A 15,774-nucleotide genomic window follows, 5' to 3' on the forward strand; every position below is an offset into this window, starting at 1 on the left:
TAGAGAAAAACATGGATTACGAATTTAAGAAAAACATCCTAGATGGTCACTATTACTGCCATTGCTCAATGGACCATGAAATTGTTGGCCGTTGGGTTCAAGAAGAAATCGGCAAAGAGAGCACTAAAATCGCCCAAGTGCTGGCTTTAATTGCCGCCGCAAGAAGTAACCCGACAGAAGAGCTTTGCTTAAATGGCACCGAAATCAGCTTGATGATTTGTGGCGACGAAGTCACCGTGCAAGACAATGCACTGCTGCACAGTTACGAGCTTGAGGCAGAGAGCGAGTTCGAACTGTATGACTGTGAGAGTGTCGCATGTTGTGGTTTAGAAGACTTTGAACAGCTCATTCAGCAGTGGCAGTTGTTCGTTCGTCGTTGATGGATAGCTTGTTGCACGTTTATTGAACACTTGCTTTATATTTGTGAATGGAGCGCACTATTATGGTGCGCTCCATTTTTATTTTTGTAATTTTTAAAATTAATTTCATTTAAAAACAATAGGATAAAAAGTTGGCACGTTGCTTGGATTATCTAAAGCGTTACAGGATGAACGCTTTCAGAGAGGATGCAATGAAACTAATTAACGCCATTATCAAACCTTTTAAGCTCGATGATGTTCGAGAAGCGCTGGCGGATGTCGGTATTGAAGGCATGACCGTTTCCGAGGTCAAAGGCTTTGGTCGTCAAAAAGGTCACACTGAACTTTACCGTGGTGCGGAATATCAAGTGGACTTTCTACCTAAAGTCAAACTGGAGATCGCAACGCAGGCTGAGAATGTTGACCGTGTGATTGAAGCGATCACCAAAGCAGCCCACACCGGAAAAATCGGTGACGGTAAAATCTTTGTTTACGACTTGAGCCATGCCGTACGTATTCGTACTGGTGAAACTGACGTTGAAGCACTTTAACGATTCAAAGGATTGGAGAGATACATTATGGAATTAACAACAACAGTCTCGGAACTACGCTACGCGCTCGATACCTTTTTCTTCCTTATTTCTGGGGCGCTGGTGATGTGGATGGCAGCAGGTTTCGCCATGCTGGAAGCGGGGTTGGTTCGTTCAAAGAACACCACGGAAATCTTAACTAAAAACTTCTGCCTATACGCGATTGCGTGCACCACGTATTTAGTCGTGGGCTACAACATTATGTACGTGGATAACAGTGAAGGCGGTTGGTTGCCTTCGATTGGCGCATTAATTGGTAGCCAAGCAGAAGGGGCCGATCACTCACTTGAGTCCGATTTCTTCTTCCAAGTGGTGTTTGTGGCAACGGCGATGTCAGTGGTATCTGGCGCGGTAGCAGAGCGTATGAAGCTTTGGTCTTTCCTACTGTTCTCTGCCATTTTGACTGCCTTTATCTATCCGGTAGAAGGTTATTGGACTTGGGGTGGCGGCTTCTTGTCAGCGGTGGGTTTTAGTGACTTCGCAGGTTCGGGTATTGTGCACATGGCCGGCGCTGCGGCGGCTTTAGCTGGTGTACTGCTGTTGGGAGCGCGCAAAGGTAAATATGGCAAAAATGGCGAAGTATATCCAATCCCTGGTTCAAACATGCCATTGGCAACGTTAGGTACCTTTATTCTGTGGTTCGGCTGGTTTGGTTTTAATGGTGGCTCACAGCTAATGGTGTCTGACTTTGAAAACGCGACGGCGGTTGGGCAAATTTTCCTTAACACGAATGCTGCAGCTGCAGCGGGTGCTATTACCGCGCTATTGGTGTGTAAAACAACTTGGGGCAAAGCCGATTTAACCATGATTCTCAACGGCGCGCTTGCTGGTTTAGTTGCGATTACTGCGGACCCTCTTTCACCATCACCTTTGTATGCGGTGGCGATTGGTGCGGTAGCGGGTGCCTTGGTTGTGTTCAGTATCGTTGGTCTCGATAAGCTAAAAATTGATGATCCAGTGGGTGCGATCTCGGTTCACGGTGTGTGTGGCTTCTTTGGTCTCATGGTCGTACCAATCAGCAACGGTGATGCGAGTTTTCTTTCGCAACTATTTGGCGCAGCAGTGATTTTTGCTTGGGTATTTGGTGCAAGCCTTGCGGTTTGGGCAGTACTCAAAGCCACCATCGGCATCCGAGTATCGGAAGATGAAGAGATGGAAGGAATGGACATGCACGACTGTGGTGTTGGTGCGTACCCAGAATTCGTTACGGTAAAATAAGTTAATTAAGACATACTTTTTTACAAATAAAAATATCAAAAACCTGCTCATACCAGCAGGTTTTTTTGTTTTCCGTCATTGTTTTCTAAACTATGATGAATATAATAACGCTACTGATAAACGTTATCATTACGAATCTAAAGGATTGAATCAATGAAAAAGCTGCTTACTCTTTCTGCGCTTGCATGTGCGACGCTTGCTCCTACAGCAATGGCTGCTGAAGAGGTCAATGTTTACTCTTACCGTCAACCTTTCCTTGTTGAGCCAATGTTCAATGAGTTCACAAAGGAAACCGGCATCAAAGTAAACGTGATGTTTGCAAAAACTGGTATTGCAGAAAAACTCGCGCAAGAAGGCGAATACAGCCCTGCTGACGTAATTCTAACCGTAGATATCAGCCGCCTTGCAGAGCTAACAGACAAAGGTCTTGTTCAGCCAGTCAACAGCGAAATCATTGAAGCCAATGTTCCTGCTCAATACCAAGACAAAGAAAACGAGTGGTTTGCACTAACGACTCGTACTCGTAGCGTTTATTCTTCTCGTGATCGCGTTGGTAAGTTAGGCGATGCTTTCACTTATGAAGATCTTGCTAAGCCAGAATTCAAAGGCAAAATCTGTACTCGTAGCGGTAAGCACCCTTACAACATTTCGCTGGTCTCTGCGATGATTGCACACCACGGCGAAGCTGAAACCAAGAAATGGTTGGAAGGCGTAAAAGCAAACCTAGCTCGCAAACCTCAAGGTAACGACCGTGGTCAAGTGAAGGCAATTAAAGAAGGCCTTTGTGATGTTTCTCTAGGTAACAGCTACTACCTAGGTGCAATGGTTAACGATAAAGAGCAGAAAGCGTGGGCGGATGCGGTTTACATTAACTTCCCTAACCAGCAAACCACGGGTACGCACGTGAATATTTCTGGTATGGCGATGGCGAAATACGCACCAAATAAAGCCAATGCGCAGAAGCTAATGGAATTCCTAACAGGCGACAAAGCACAGCACATGTATGCGGAAGTGAACTACGAATACCCAGTGAAAGCGGGTGTGGAGCGTTCTGAACTTGTGGCTTCTTGGGGCGATTTCAAAGCAGACACCATTTCTCTAGATGACATCGCATCACATCACGCAGCAGCAATCAAACTGATTGATGAAGTGAAATTTGACCTTTAAATGAAACTAGGGGTATAACTATACCCCTATTTATTAAAGTGATATGAGATGTATTTGCAAACGCATCTGTGTTTCATACGCCCGTGCAGTTATTAGGCGATGAAAGAAAAAAAATACACATGGAAAACCAGTAGTGGGGCATTGGCTTTACTGCTGGTTTTGCCGATTTTGGCGATCTTCTATACCGCTGTCGGATACAGTGATGAGCTGTTTGCTCATTTGATGTCGACGGTGATGCCATCTTACATATTGAATACCATTCTTTTGACGACGGGCGTGTTAGTTGTCTCTCTCATTTTGGGTATTCCTAGTGCGTGGTTCATGGCCATGTGCAAACTTCCCACTGAAAAATGGTTGCAATGGGCCTTAGTACTGCCATTGGCTATGCCGGGGTACATCATAGGTTATATTTTTACCGATTGGTTTGATTTTGCTGGCCCTGTACAGATTTTACTGCGAGATCTCACAGGGTGGGGGCCAGGAGACTATTGGTTTCCTGATATTCGAACGGTAGCAGGGGCTACCTTCGTGCTGTCGCTCGTGCTCTATCCATATGTTTATTTACTCTGCCGCGCTGCTTTTATGGAGCAAAACGTCTCTTTACTGCAAAGTGCGCGACTCTTGAAGTGCAGTGCATGGGAGAGTTTTTGGCGTATTTCTATGCCACTTGCTCGTCCTTCGATTGCGGTGGGTTTGTCGCTGGTGGCGATGGAGACCATTGGTGACTTCGGCACTGTGAGCTATTTTGCCGTCAACACGCTCACCACTGCGGTGTATGACACTTGGCTTGGTTACTCCAACTTAAACGCGGCGGCAAAAATTTCAGCCTTAATGCTACTGATTGTCATCTTATTACTCAGTGCGGAGCGTTATAGCCGACGTAAGCAAAAGCTCTTCCAAGCGCAGTTCAATAGCCACGAAGATTTCCGCTATGAACTCAAAGGCTGGAAAATGTGGGCAGCACTGATTTGGTGTTGGGGTTTGGTCGCCATTGCCTTTATTTTCCCGTTGTTGCAGTTGGTGGACTACTCGATTACCTATTTTGAACAAAGTTGGACCAATGAATTTCGTCGCTTTGCCATGAATAGCCTTAAAGTCTCGATTGCAGCGGCCATCGTTGCGGTGATTGTCGCATTGATCGTCAATTTCAATCATCGTTTACACAATCAGAAAACCAGCTTGGCGTGCATTCGTTTATCGTCATTGGGGTATGCGGTGCCAGGCACCGTATTGGCGATTGGCATCATGGTGCCAGTATTGTCTATGGATCACTTGGTCAATGATGTTGCGAAATACATGGGATGGGGCAGACCAGGTCTGATTTTCTCAGGTACCATTTTTGCGATCATTTTTGCTATGGTCGTGCGTTTTTCTGCGGTGGCGATTGGCAGCATTGAAAGCAGCTTGAACAAAATCTCCCCTTCGCTTGATATGGCATCACGTACTATGGGCTGCCATGCCAATGCCATGTTGTGGCGTGTGCACTTCCCGCTGATCAAACGCGGCATGCTGATTGCTGGATTGTTGGTGTTTATTGAGTCGATGAAAGAGTTGAACGCTGCGCTGCTACTGCGCCCATTCAACTTTGAAACCTTGGCCACCTATGTATACAACTACGCCTCCGACGAGCGTTTGGAACTGGCTGCATTGCCGGCGGTGTTGTTGGTGTTGGTTGGATTGATCCCCCTTGTTATCGTTAACCGTTCACTGGAGCAGAGTCACTAATGAGTTGCGCACTATCGATTAAAAACCTGACTTGTCAATACGATGCTCAAACGGTGCTTGAGTCACTCTCTCTGGAAGTGGAACAAGGGCAGATTGTTTGTTTACTTGGGGCCAGTGGTTGCGGAAAAACCACTTTATTGAAAGCCATTGCAGGGCTGCTGCCTCTCTCTTCGGGAGAGATGAGTTTAAACTGCATGATGATCGATAATGGTGAGCATTGGGTGCCACCTGAGCAGCGTAATATCGGCATGATTTTCCAAGATTATGCGTTGTTTCCTCACCTGACTGTGGTAGAGAATGTGGCGTTTGGTTTGCGCGGTTGGAGCAGTGAAGCTCGCCAAAGCAAAGTCAAAGAAATGCTAGAGTTGGTGCATTTGTCTCCTTTTGCCGATCGTTACCCGCATCAGCTCTCGGGGGGCCAACAGCAACGAGTGGCGATTGCGCGTTCGTTGGCGTACAAGCCAGATTTGCTTCTGCTCGATGAACCGTTCTCGAACATCGACACACAAGTACGCCATGAACTGATTGCTGAGATTCGTAAAATCTTTAAGCAGCAAGGCGTAACAGCAATTTTCGTTACGCACAGCCGTGAAGAAGCGTTCGCTTTTGCCGATAAAATGGCGGTAATGAATCACGGTGTGATTGAACAATATGGCACGGCGTCTGAGTTATATTACAAACCGTCGAGCAAGTTTGTCGCGGATTTCCTTGGCGGCGGCAGTTACCTCCCAGCTAAGCGTTTATCGGAATCCGAGTTTGAAACCCATTTGGGCGTCGTTGAAGCCACTGCGCAGCAATCGATTTTGATTAATGATCCGTGTGAGTTGTTGTTGCGTCCTCAGCATATTCAAATCAGTGCCGCAGAGGAAAGCAGTATCCGTATTATGGAGCAGCAATTTATGGGTGATCACTGCCGCTATGTGATCGAAGCCAATGGCAATAAATTGTTAGCCAGTTCGGCGGAAGCGCTCAATATCGGACAAATGGTCTCGGTGAAAGTTGATACCCAAGGCATCTTGGCGTTTTAAACGAAAAAAGCCCGACCTAGGGTCGGGCAAATGGTACGTCATGTGAACAACCGTGAGGTTGCGTTTAAAGAGCCAGAAACTCTTTAAACTGATGAACGACCAGTTCGGCAGTCTCTTTATCCTGCATCTCAGCAAAAATGCGCAGCAGTGGCTCAGTACCGGAGAAGCGAGCAATGACCCAGCCTCCGTTTTTGAAGTACACTTTCGCCCCATCGTCATAACTGACTTTTTCGATCTCAAAGCCAAATTCAGGCAACTGTTTTTTGACATAAATTTTGTCGTACAGCGATTGTTTGGCCGCTGGTTTGAACTTGCAATCACCTTCTGCCATGTAGGCATAGCCGTACTTGCTGTAGATCTCTTCTAATAGCTCAGAAAGCTTTTTGCCCGTCACGGAAATCATTTCAACTAATAGGCTCGATGCAAACACGCCATCTTTGCCTTTGATATGACCACGAATGGTTAAGCCACCCGAACTCTCACCACCGATCAAAGAGTCGTCCGCTTCCATCTGTGAACTGATGTGTTTAAAGCCTACAGGCACTTCAAAACACTTCTCACCATGATCGGCAGCGATTTTATCCAACAGGTGCGTGGTGGCGATGTTGCGAACCACAGAACCTGTCCAGCCTTTGTATTTGAGTAGGTAGTAATACAATAGGATCAACACTTCGTTCGGATGAATGAAGTTGCCTTTTTCATCGATAATGCCCAAACGGTCTGCATCGCCATCGGTACCAATGCCGATGTCGTAGCCTTGTGCCGACACAAGGTGTTTCAGACGATAAAGAGTCGCTGCGCTTGGGGATGGCATTAAGCCGCCAAAGTCAGGGTTCTTGCCATCGTTGATCACGTCGACATCACAGCGTCCATTGATCAACACCGTTTGCAGGGCGTTCTTCGCTACACCAAACATAGGATCGATCAACACGCGTAGGTTGGCCTTTTTGATTGCTTCGATGTCGATGAAGTTGATGATGGAATCGACAAACTCGTTCATCGGGTTGATGATGACAATTTGTTTGTCTTCTACCGCTTGTTCGAAATCGACACTTTGCACTTGATCCAAGGTCAGATGAGCAATTTGCGCTTCGATTTTCTGCGTGATCACTTCGTCCGCATCACGGCCACCTTCAATGAACACTTTCACGCCATTGTAGTCGGCAGGGTTGTGAGAAGCGGTAATGCACGCCGAGTATGCGCAGCCCATTTCTTTGGCTTTGAACATGACGATAGGCGTTGGGACAAACTTGTTGATGAAGCTCACCACAATGCCATTCGCGGCAAGGACTTCGGCAAACCAAGCGCCGGCTTTATCCGATAGAAAGCGACGGTCATAGCCAATCACGAAACCGCGTTCAGCAACTTGTTCGTTATTGATGATGTTGGCTAGGGCCTGTGCGACCAAGCGAACGTTATCTTTGGTGAACTCTTCGCCAATAAAAGCGCGCCAGCCACCGGTTCCAAATTTGATCATAATTCGATCTCCCTTAGGAAATGGCCCGTGGGCCATTTCCCAAACTATTTGCTAGCGATAACGTGATGGGATTAACCCAAAACGACCATAACCTCATTCACGGTGCCTTCTGCCTGCGCAGGAACGGCACCTTCGATCGCTTGACCATTTAACGTGATGGATTTAACGCCCTTAGAAACACCTTGTGGGTTTTCTACTTTGATTTGGTAAGTCGCGCCACGCCATTGACGAGTCACTTCAAAACCAGGCCACGCTGTTGGAATACATGGGTCGATCTCAAGTGAATCAAAACCAGTACGCACACCGAGAATGAAGTTGGTGGTCGCGTAGTAAGCCCAACCTGAGGTTCCCGTTAACCAAGGGTGGTTTGCACGACCATGGTCTTGGTGGTCACGGCCCATGATGAACTGAACGTACGAGTACGGTTCTGCCATGCGCGTTTCAATGATGTCGTTTTGGTTGTATGGGTTGAGTGAGTCGTAAAGCTCCATTGCGCGATCACCACGGCCCAGTTTCGCTTCCGCTACCCAAGCCCATGGGTTTGGATGCGAGAAGATAGCGCCGTTTTCTTTCACGCCTTGGTAAACGCGAGTGACGAAACCAATATCATCGTTTGGTGTCGCGAACGATGGTGCGTTTAGGTGTAGGCCGTATTTCGAGAACAGGTACTCGTATACCGCATCCATCGCCTTGATGCCACGCTCGTGGCTGACTGCGCCAGACAGTACTGCCAGCGAGTTTGATTCAAGGTGCACTTTGCCTTCCACTTGGTCGAAGGTACCGATCTTGTCGCCATCTTTGGTCAAACCACGGATGTACCATTCGCCTTTCTCATCCCACAAATGAGTTTCACACGCTTCACGAACGCCGCTTGCCATCGCTTGGTATTTGTCTGTCGCCGCTTCGTCATTACGGAAGCGAGAAAGCTCTAGGAAGGCTTCCAGTGCCCAGAAATGCAGGAATGACACCATGGAAGACTCACCACCACCTAGGTTTAGACAGTCGTTCCAGTCTGCGCGTAGACCTTTACAGATACCCGTTTGACCAACGTATTCTGCGGAGAAATCCAACGCCGCCATCATGTGCTCATACACAGTCGCGTTGCCGCCGTCTGCATAAGGAATCACTTCATCAATAAAGCCGATATCGCCCGTCTCTTTCACATAGTTCAAGATGGTTGGCACGATCCATAGGTGGTCGTCTGAACAGGTGTCTTTGATACCGTGGATCTTGTCATCGTCAGATGGTGTTGGGACAACGGTTGGTGATTTTGATGGTTTGACATCGGCTTTTTCTGGATCGAACCAATCTGGATCAAATAGGTGCAAACCGTAACCCGCTTTCACTTGGCCGCGAAGCAGATCAACTAAACGCTTACGCGTCATCGCTGGGTTGGTGTGAGGAACCGAAATTGCGTCTTGCGCGGTATCGCGGTAACCCAAGCCTGTGCGGCCACCCACTTCAATGAAAGAGGCAAAACGAGACCACACCACACACGTTTCTGCTTGGTATAGAGTCCATGCGTTGATCATGGTATCCAAACCTGCGTTTGGTGATTTCACTTGGAACTTCTCACAACGCTCATCCCAGTGTGCTTTGATACCAGCAAAGGCCTGATCGACTTTAGCAAGATCTTGGTATTTCTCGCGCAGTTTCGCGCCGTTCCCTTTACCAACACCAAGAATTACAGCAAAGCGGACTTTTTCGCCTGGTTGTAGAACGAATTGTTTGTGCAAAGCGCCACAGTGGTTGTAACAGGTTTGTGCAGTGTTAGAACATTTGCCTTGTGCCACAGCGATTGGGTTTGCTTCGTCACGGTACATACCTAGGAAGACATCGCGTTGGCCGTCGTAGCTGTCAGCATCAAACGTGGCTGTTAGGTAGTAGAAACCTAAGAAGTCGTCGGTGTTGTAGTATAGATCGTACTCAATCACGCCATCTTTGTACTCGGTACCTGCAGAGTACAAGGACATCTGATGGTTTTGGTTATCCGACTTAATGTGGCTGAAAGAAAACTCTACGTAGTTGAAGGCACTGATGGTGCGCACTTCGTCAGAGGTGTTCTCGATTTCAACGTCCCAAACTTCCGCGTCTTCACCTTTTGGTACAAACAGGGTTTTGTTGGCAACGATGCCATTGTATTCACATTTGAATTTTGAGTAAGACAAGCCATGACGTACTTCGTACTTAGCTTGTTCCAGGCTTTTCGCCACTGGCTGCCATGAAATTGACCAGTAATCACCCGTTGCATCATCGCGCAGGTAGACATAGTGCCCCGGACGATCTTGAGTAAAGTTTGGACGGAACTTGGTCACACGGTTGTACTCAGGAGAGTGATAGAAAGAGTATCCCCCTGCGTTGTGTGAAATAACGGTACAGAATTTTTCGGTACCTAAGTAGTTGGTCCATGGTGCCGGTACATCCGGGCGAGTGATGACGTATTCACGATTGTCATTATCGAAATAGCCGTATTTCATTGTCATTTCCTTTTCAACAAACTGCTTGGTAAGGCAGTCAAAAACTAAAGCTAGTGAAAACTTAGGAAAGCGAGGCTTTCATTCGGTTGTTCATTTCCATGGCTGGCGATACTTGATGCCCTGTTTGTCCAGTAGCGGCAAGTGACCTTTCAGCCTTGATAAAAAGTCGTTCCAATCACGATGTTCTTTCTGTGTCCAACACGCTTCGGCGAGTGCAATAATGCGTGGGAAGACCATGTAGTCCATTCGCTCAGGGTTATTGATGATTTCGCACCAAAGAGCCGTTTGGATTCCCCAAATTCGCTTATGAATTGGGTCGTCAGCCGGAATATTGGCAAGCGGCTCGTAGTTGTAGGCTTTTTCGAGTGGCAGTGGATTGGCCCAATCTACCCCCGGCTCTTCCGGTGCGTAATCTTGTGTCATATCGAGATAAGTGGTTTGAGCGGGTTGAAGTACCACATCAAAGCCTTGACGGGCGCAGTTCACCGCCGCTTCTTCACTTAACCACGAGTAAATCACGGTGTCCTTACTCACTTTGTCACCGTGTTGTGCTTCTTCCCATCCCAACATTCGTTTGCCAAGACTGCGCAGCTTTTGCTCGGCGTGACGCAGTAAGTGACCTTGCAGCTCCTTGTAATCCTGATAGCCATGTTGCTTCATCAAGGCTTGACAGCTTGGGCTGTTTGACCAAACCCCGTGAGGTACTTCGTCGGCACCAATATGAACGTAGGGTGCCGGGAACAGTTGGGCGATTTCTTCCAGCACACCATCTAAAAATTGATAGGTGGTGCTTAAGCCGGGATTAAGAACGTTATCGGAGTAATTTTGAATACTGCGATAGACGGTGTCGTCTTCTGCTTCGACCAGCATTTCCGGCAGCGATTTAATCGCTGCGCGACAGTGACCAGGAACGTCAATTTCAGGAATGACCATGATGCTGCGCTGCGCGGCATAGGCGACCACTTCTTTGATCTCTTCTTGGCTATAGAACCCGCCATAACGCTGCGAAATATGGGTATATTGGGGCTCAATCGCTTCATCGACACCACGCCAAGCACCAACCTCTGTTAATGCTGGGAATGCTTTGATTTCAACGCGCCAGCCTTCATCGTCCGTTAAATGCCAATGAAAGGTATTGAACTTATAGTGGGCGAGGAGATTAATTAGACGCTTGACTTGCTCAACCGAGTGGAAGTGGCGAGAGCAATCCAACATCATGCCGCGATAGCGAAAACGTGGGCTGTCAGAAATTGAACAGCAAGCCAACTGGGCCTCTTGCGTGAGCGAGTTGTAATCAAGCAGTTGTAACAGGCTAGCGGTAGCGTGGACAAAGCCAGAGCTAGAGCCCGCTTCAACGCGTACTTGCTCTTGGCTAATTTTGAGTTGATAAGCTCCTTCATCCAGAGTTGGGTTGCTGCGGTAAATGATTTCTCCCACTTCGCTGGTGGCAAGTTTAAACTGATGCAAACGCGCCATTTCGTCCATGAGCCAAGTCACCGCGGAGTCTGCCAATGCGGATTGGCAAGTGATGGCTGACGATGGTGTGAGAGAAAAATGCCCAGCATCAACATGCAACGCATTTGATTTAGGTAATAGTGAATAGGCGCTGGCTAACGTAGGAGCGATGGTTTCGCGTTCACGGTAGGGTGAAGCAAGAACGATCGGGGTGACATCGACGTTAGAGCGCACCCGCTCACCTTCATGGTGATACTCGACAAAAGCTTCATTCAATCCATCGGAATAAAAACGGAATGGATTGGTCAGTACGGTGAACTCACAATAGAAGTGATGATTGGCCGGTAGCACCAAGCTATCTGGTGTTAACTGACAGAAACTCCCAATTTGCGTTAAGGTGCCATGCGAAATGCTGCCTGGCTGAATAAAACGAGTAAAGGCAAAGGTTAAAGACCAGTTGGGTAAGTCTTGATCGCTGAGGTTATGCAGCGTCATACCAAAACGGCAGTTTTGCTTTTGTTCTGAAAGGACAACCAGGTCGATACGATATTCCATAAACGATTCCTAATTTGTTGCCACAGCATAGAGGTTATGTTCGCTTTTACCTGCAAACATGAGTGCGCCCTCTATGGCGTCATACTGAGCTTCAACGATCCACTGTTGTACTGGTGGAGAGAGCCACTTAACAATACGCTCGGCAATGCTGCCCATTAGACAGATGCGTGTTGCCCCGCGTTTATTTAAGGCAATCAGGAACATTTCAATGTCTTGCGCTGTTTGTTTTAGCATCTCGATCGCCAGTGCGTCGCCTTGTTCGGCATGCTGGAAGATCGCAGGAGAAAATTGGCCATAATCACGAGGTAAAGCGGTTTTTGACCACTCAACAATGGCATCCACGTCATGATGGAAATGCGTCATAACATGCTCACATAACGGTGTGTTTTCGCGGATCCCATCTTGAGCTAGGAGTACTTGTTGAATAAGGCGAAGGCCCATGACAGCGCCGCCCCCTTGATCCGAAATAGGGAATTCGCGGCCGCCTACCACGTGTTGAGTGGTGCCTTGCAGATAGATGCCACATGAACCCGTACCTGCAATCATGATGGCACCATCTTGACCATTATGTGCACCAATACAGGCGCCGTAAGCGTCGGTATTGAGTGTCATGCTGGCAAACGGATGTGTTTGTTGCATAAAGCTTTGCCAAGAGGCTTTATGTTCTGCTCCGGCTAAAGCCAATCCTACATGCATGCGAGAAAAATCTTGTGTGGATAAACCGCCTTGTGTGGCCGCGTCTTGAATGGCAGAAAGAATCGATTCCATTGCCACAGAGGCGCCCAGCATAATGTTGGCACTGCCGCTTTTGGCTTCACCAATAAAGTGCCCTTGAGCATCTTTGATGCGTGCTCGGCAAGAAGTGCCGCCCCCATCGATTCCTACGTATAAATGCGTCATGTTATTTTCCTAGCGTGGCTGAGTTGTAGTGTGTCTGGCTCATGATCGCGAGAAGATACCAAGCCCCATGAGGGATCCATTGCTCTCCCCAGCGCCAGTTTTGTAATAAGTCGTCTTTTTGTTTTTCAGGATTAAAGGCAATGTCGTTTTCATCATCAAAGCCTGAAGTGATGCCGTTACAGACGCCCCCTTTGGCGTTGAAGAAACCGAATTGAGGCAAATAGTCAGGATTGTTACGACCATGCCCATCCAGCATACACATATCGTAAGGGTTGAGACCCAATACCCAATCGAGTGAGCGCTGAGCCAATACGGCCATCTCATGACTGAGGCGAGCATCTTGCAGATGAGGTTGCACCAAGTAAGCCATTGAGGCGATGGAGCCTAAACGCGCATTCTCACCTTGCCACCAGTACCCAGACTCATTGTTTTGGGCGACAAAAAACGCATCACGCTTATTTTCGTTTACGCCTTTGACATATTGTCTTGGGTAGCTAAATGGGTTATTCACTTTATGAGTAATGTTTAGCTCAAATTCACATGCTTGGTGCACGACTTCTCGCGCTTGTTCCATTAGTTCAGAGTTGTGTTCAATCGAGAGGTATTCGCACAGGGCAATAACAGGTAGGCCTGCTTCCGCTGCGTGGAAATAGGGACGAGAACCATCCAGATTGGCAGACCAATAATGGGCAAACTGCTCATCACTTTGCTGTCGAGTACACAAGCGTGATGCCCAAATTCGGCTTTCCGCGAGATAACGCTCTTCTTGAGTGGCACGATAGAGCTCAACAACAGCGAGCAGAGCGCAATACTCATCAATGATGTTTTCTTGACCATCGTTGAGGTATTGAGGGTTGTACTCTTTGAGATGCCAGTAACCATTCTCTGCAGCATTGAGGTATTTTTGTTGGTCAAATTCACCGTGTACATCGAGACGAGAGGCGGCCGCTAGAGCTGCGATGCTGACGCCGCCGCCTTGACGAAACCCAGCTTGATAGTCATCAGATTTATGACCTTGCTGAGTTTCGTAAGAGCAGATCTCGCGTTGTTTGATGTCTTTACTCCACTTATCGAACACCGTGGTATAGAAGAAGCCTTGGCTGTCTTGCATTCTGACGAGGAAATCCGCGCCATGCAGCGCTTCTTCTTTCAAACGTACTTGGCTGAAGGCGGGTAGGATCTCATGACCAGAGAGCAGTTCTAGCCCTTTAAGCATGTTCCAAACCACCATCGGCGTTTGCTGTGGGTTGAGATAATTGGCATACGAAAGATGGCTGAGGTATTTGCTCACGTCGCCAGATGCGTCGTACCAACCGCCGTGTACATCGACGGTTTTATTACTGTTTAACAGTGGTGCGTTGCGATCTTGCAGGTCAAAAATGCCGCCACAGCGCTGTGATTTAAAGTAATGCAGTACATCGGAAAAAGTTTGCTGCATCAACAGCGATTGGCCGATAGTGAAGTTTGCTGAACGATGATTATCAAAACGAATATAGAACTCGCCGACTTGGTCGAAGTCTGAAAAATCAATCGTGTAAAAGTAACCTTGGTGCCAATTGGCGACTTTGCCTACTTTTTCGATTTCTAATGATGCCACGGTCTGATGGCCATTGGCGCACACCAATAAGGCAGCATAAGACGACAAACGCGACTTATTACTTTGAATGACCGCATGTTTGGGTCCACTCAGTTCGTAGCCTAGGTGATTGGTGAGTAGCAGCATTACAAATCTCCGACATGTCGCAAAATAATAGGTAGTAACAGTGAGAGCCAAGGCAACGCCTTGGCTCAATTAGGTTTAGTTTTCGAATAGGTAACAACGAACAAAGTGGTTTTCAGACAGTTGAGTTACTTCAGGCAGCTTCTCACGACATTTCTCTGTTGCGTGTTCACAGCGGCCAGCGAAAGGACAGCCAACGGAATCTGGAGTCCAAAGTGGAATTTCCCCTTTGTTGCCTTTGAGTTTTTCATGAATCGATTTCGATGGATCTGGCACCGCAGAAACCAACAACTGCGTGTATGGGTGTTGAGGATCGTGAATGATCTCATCGGTATCACCCCATTCCACCATGTGTCCCACATACATTACCGCCAGATCTTCCGCGATGTAACGAGCCGTTGCGATGTCGTGCGTGATGTAAAGAAGAGACATCTGTTTTTCGAACTTCATCTCTTCCATCAAGTTAAGGACACCAGCACGAATCGATACGTCCAGCATTGAGGTCGGTTCGTCGGCAAGCACCACTTCTGCGCCTACAGCAATGTTACGCGCCAAGTTGACACGCTGACGCTGACCACCAGAAAGCTGATGCGGAAACTTTTCTGCAGTGGCTTTCGGTGGAATCAAGCCCACTTGTTCAAGCAGGTCGTATACGCGTTCTTCCAACTCTTTCTTGTTGCCCGGTGCGACCTTTTTGTGGATCAGTAGCGGGCGCGCAATATGATGGAAGATATTGTGTGTTGGGTTGAGTGAACCAAATGGGTCTTGCCACACCATTTGGATCCCTTCGCGATAGGTCATGAGATCTTTCTTTGATGTGATCTCTTGAATATCACGCCCTTTGTACTCAATGACGCCATTCGTTGGGGCGTACATCTTGGCAATCATTTTGGCTGTCGTGGATTTGCCTGAGCCAGATTCACCCACGACAGACAGACCACGTGCTTTGTACATTTTGAACGACACGTCGTTGATCGCACGCATCTTGGTTTGTTTTAGAGCATTACTGTTGAGGGGAAAGTCTTTGACGACATTTTTACCTTCAATCAGTAGCTCGCCATATTCTTTGCTCATAATTGTCTCCAGTCTTCTTACTGCTTATT

12 protein-coding genes are annotated in these 15,774 nt (G+C 47.6%); 6 read left to right on the forward strand and 6 right to left on the reverse strand.

Features of this window, described 5'->3' with window-relative positions; all coding sequences use genetic code 11:
* Positions 1-11 precede the first annotated feature (11 nt).
* The 6 genes from PQQ36_RS07055 to PQQ36_RS07080 all read left to right on the forward strand — a co-directional run bounded on the left by PQQ36_RS07055 (position 12) and on the right by PQQ36_RS07080 (position 6,087).
* Positions 12-380: a YacL family protein gene (locus PQQ36_RS07055; RefSeq protein ID WP_045596828.1), complete on the forward strand. Its 369-nt coding sequence runs from the start codon at positions 12-14 to the stop codon at positions 378-380.
* Between the two features lie 191 nt (positions 381-571).
* Positions 572-910, forward strand: coding sequence for a P-II family nitrogen regulator (glnK, locus tag PQQ36_RS07060; RefSeq protein ID WP_013571157.1), 339 nt, complete (start codon positions 572-574; stop codon positions 908-910).
* 27 nt (positions 911-937) lie between these two features.
* Positions 938-2,167 carry an ammonium transporter gene (locus PQQ36_RS07065; protein WP_273660614.1) on the forward strand — a complete coding sequence of 410 codons (1,230 nt, stop codon included), beginning with the start codon at positions 938-940 and terminating at the stop codon, positions 2,165-2,167.
* A gap of 153 nt (positions 2,168-2,320) precedes the next feature.
* Positions 2,321-3,334 (forward strand): Fe(3+) ABC transporter substrate-binding protein, encoded by a 1,014-nt coding sequence (locus PQQ36_RS07070; RefSeq protein WP_011151105.1) that lies wholly within the window; start codon positions 2,321-2,323, stop codon positions 3,332-3,334.
* 99 nt (positions 3,335-3,433) lie between these two features.
* Positions 3,434-5,059, forward strand: coding sequence for an ABC transporter permease (locus PQQ36_RS07075; RefSeq protein WP_011079582.1), 1,626 nt, complete (start codon positions 3,434-3,436; stop codon positions 5,057-5,059).
* Positions 5,059-6,087: an ABC transporter ATP-binding protein gene (locus PQQ36_RS07080; protein ID WP_273660615.1), complete on the forward strand. Its 1,029-nt coding sequence runs from the start codon at positions 5,059-5,061 to the stop codon at positions 6,085-6,087. Before PQQ36_RS07075 ends, PQQ36_RS07080 begins: the two co-directional genes overlap by 1 nt.
* Before the next feature lie 64 nt (positions 6,088-6,151).
* On the opposite strand, the gene PQQ36_RS07085 is transcribed toward PQQ36_RS07080, so the two are convergent.
* From PQQ36_RS07085 to PQQ36_RS07110, 6 genes are all read right to left on the reverse strand, one after another.
* The gene (locus PQQ36_RS07085) at positions 6,152-7,564 is read right to left on the reverse strand and encodes a phosphoglucomutase/phosphomannomutase family protein (protein WP_172571914.1); all 1,413 of its coding nucleotides are present in this window, start codon (positions 7,562-7,564) and stop codon (positions 6,152-6,154) included.
* Between the two features lie 71 nt (positions 7,565-7,635).
* Positions 7,636-10,041, reverse strand: a complete 2,406-nt coding sequence (locus PQQ36_RS07090; protein ID WP_085761326.1) for a GH36-type glycosyl hydrolase domain-containing protein — start codon at positions 10,039-10,041, stop codon at positions 7,636-7,638.
* A 90-nt stretch (positions 10,042-10,131) separates the two neighbouring features.
* On the reverse strand, positions 10,132-12,051 hold the full coding sequence (locus PQQ36_RS07095; RefSeq protein WP_273660616.1) for a beta-N-acetylhexosaminidase: 1,920 nt from the start codon (positions 12,049-12,051) through the stop codon (positions 10,132-10,134).
* Positions 12,052-12,060: 9 nt separating this feature from the next.
* Positions 12,061-12,951 carry an N-acetylglucosamine kinase gene (locus PQQ36_RS07100; protein ID WP_045618647.1) on the reverse strand — a complete coding sequence of 297 codons (891 nt, stop codon included), beginning with the start codon at positions 12,949-12,951 and terminating at the stop codon, positions 12,061-12,063.
* A gap of 1 nt (position 12,952) precedes the next feature.
* Positions 12,953-14,674, reverse strand: a complete 1,722-nt coding sequence (locus PQQ36_RS07105) for a glycoside hydrolase family 9 protein (protein ID WP_039554570.1) — start codon at positions 14,672-14,674, stop codon at positions 12,953-12,955.
* A gap of 75 nt (positions 14,675-14,749) precedes the next feature.
* Positions 14,750-15,745 carry an ABC transporter ATP-binding protein gene (locus PQQ36_RS07110; protein ID WP_011079589.1) on the reverse strand — a complete coding sequence of 332 codons (996 nt, stop codon included), beginning with the start codon at positions 15,743-15,745 and terminating at the stop codon, positions 14,750-14,752.
* Positions 15,746-15,774: the final 29 nt, after the last annotated feature.

It is taken from the genome of Vibrio sp. CCUG 15886, from assembly GCF_028570825.1.
GTDB classification, from domain to species: domain Bacteria; phylum Pseudomonadota; class Gammaproteobacteria; order Enterobacterales; family Vibrionaceae; genus Vibrio; species Vibrio vulnificus_B.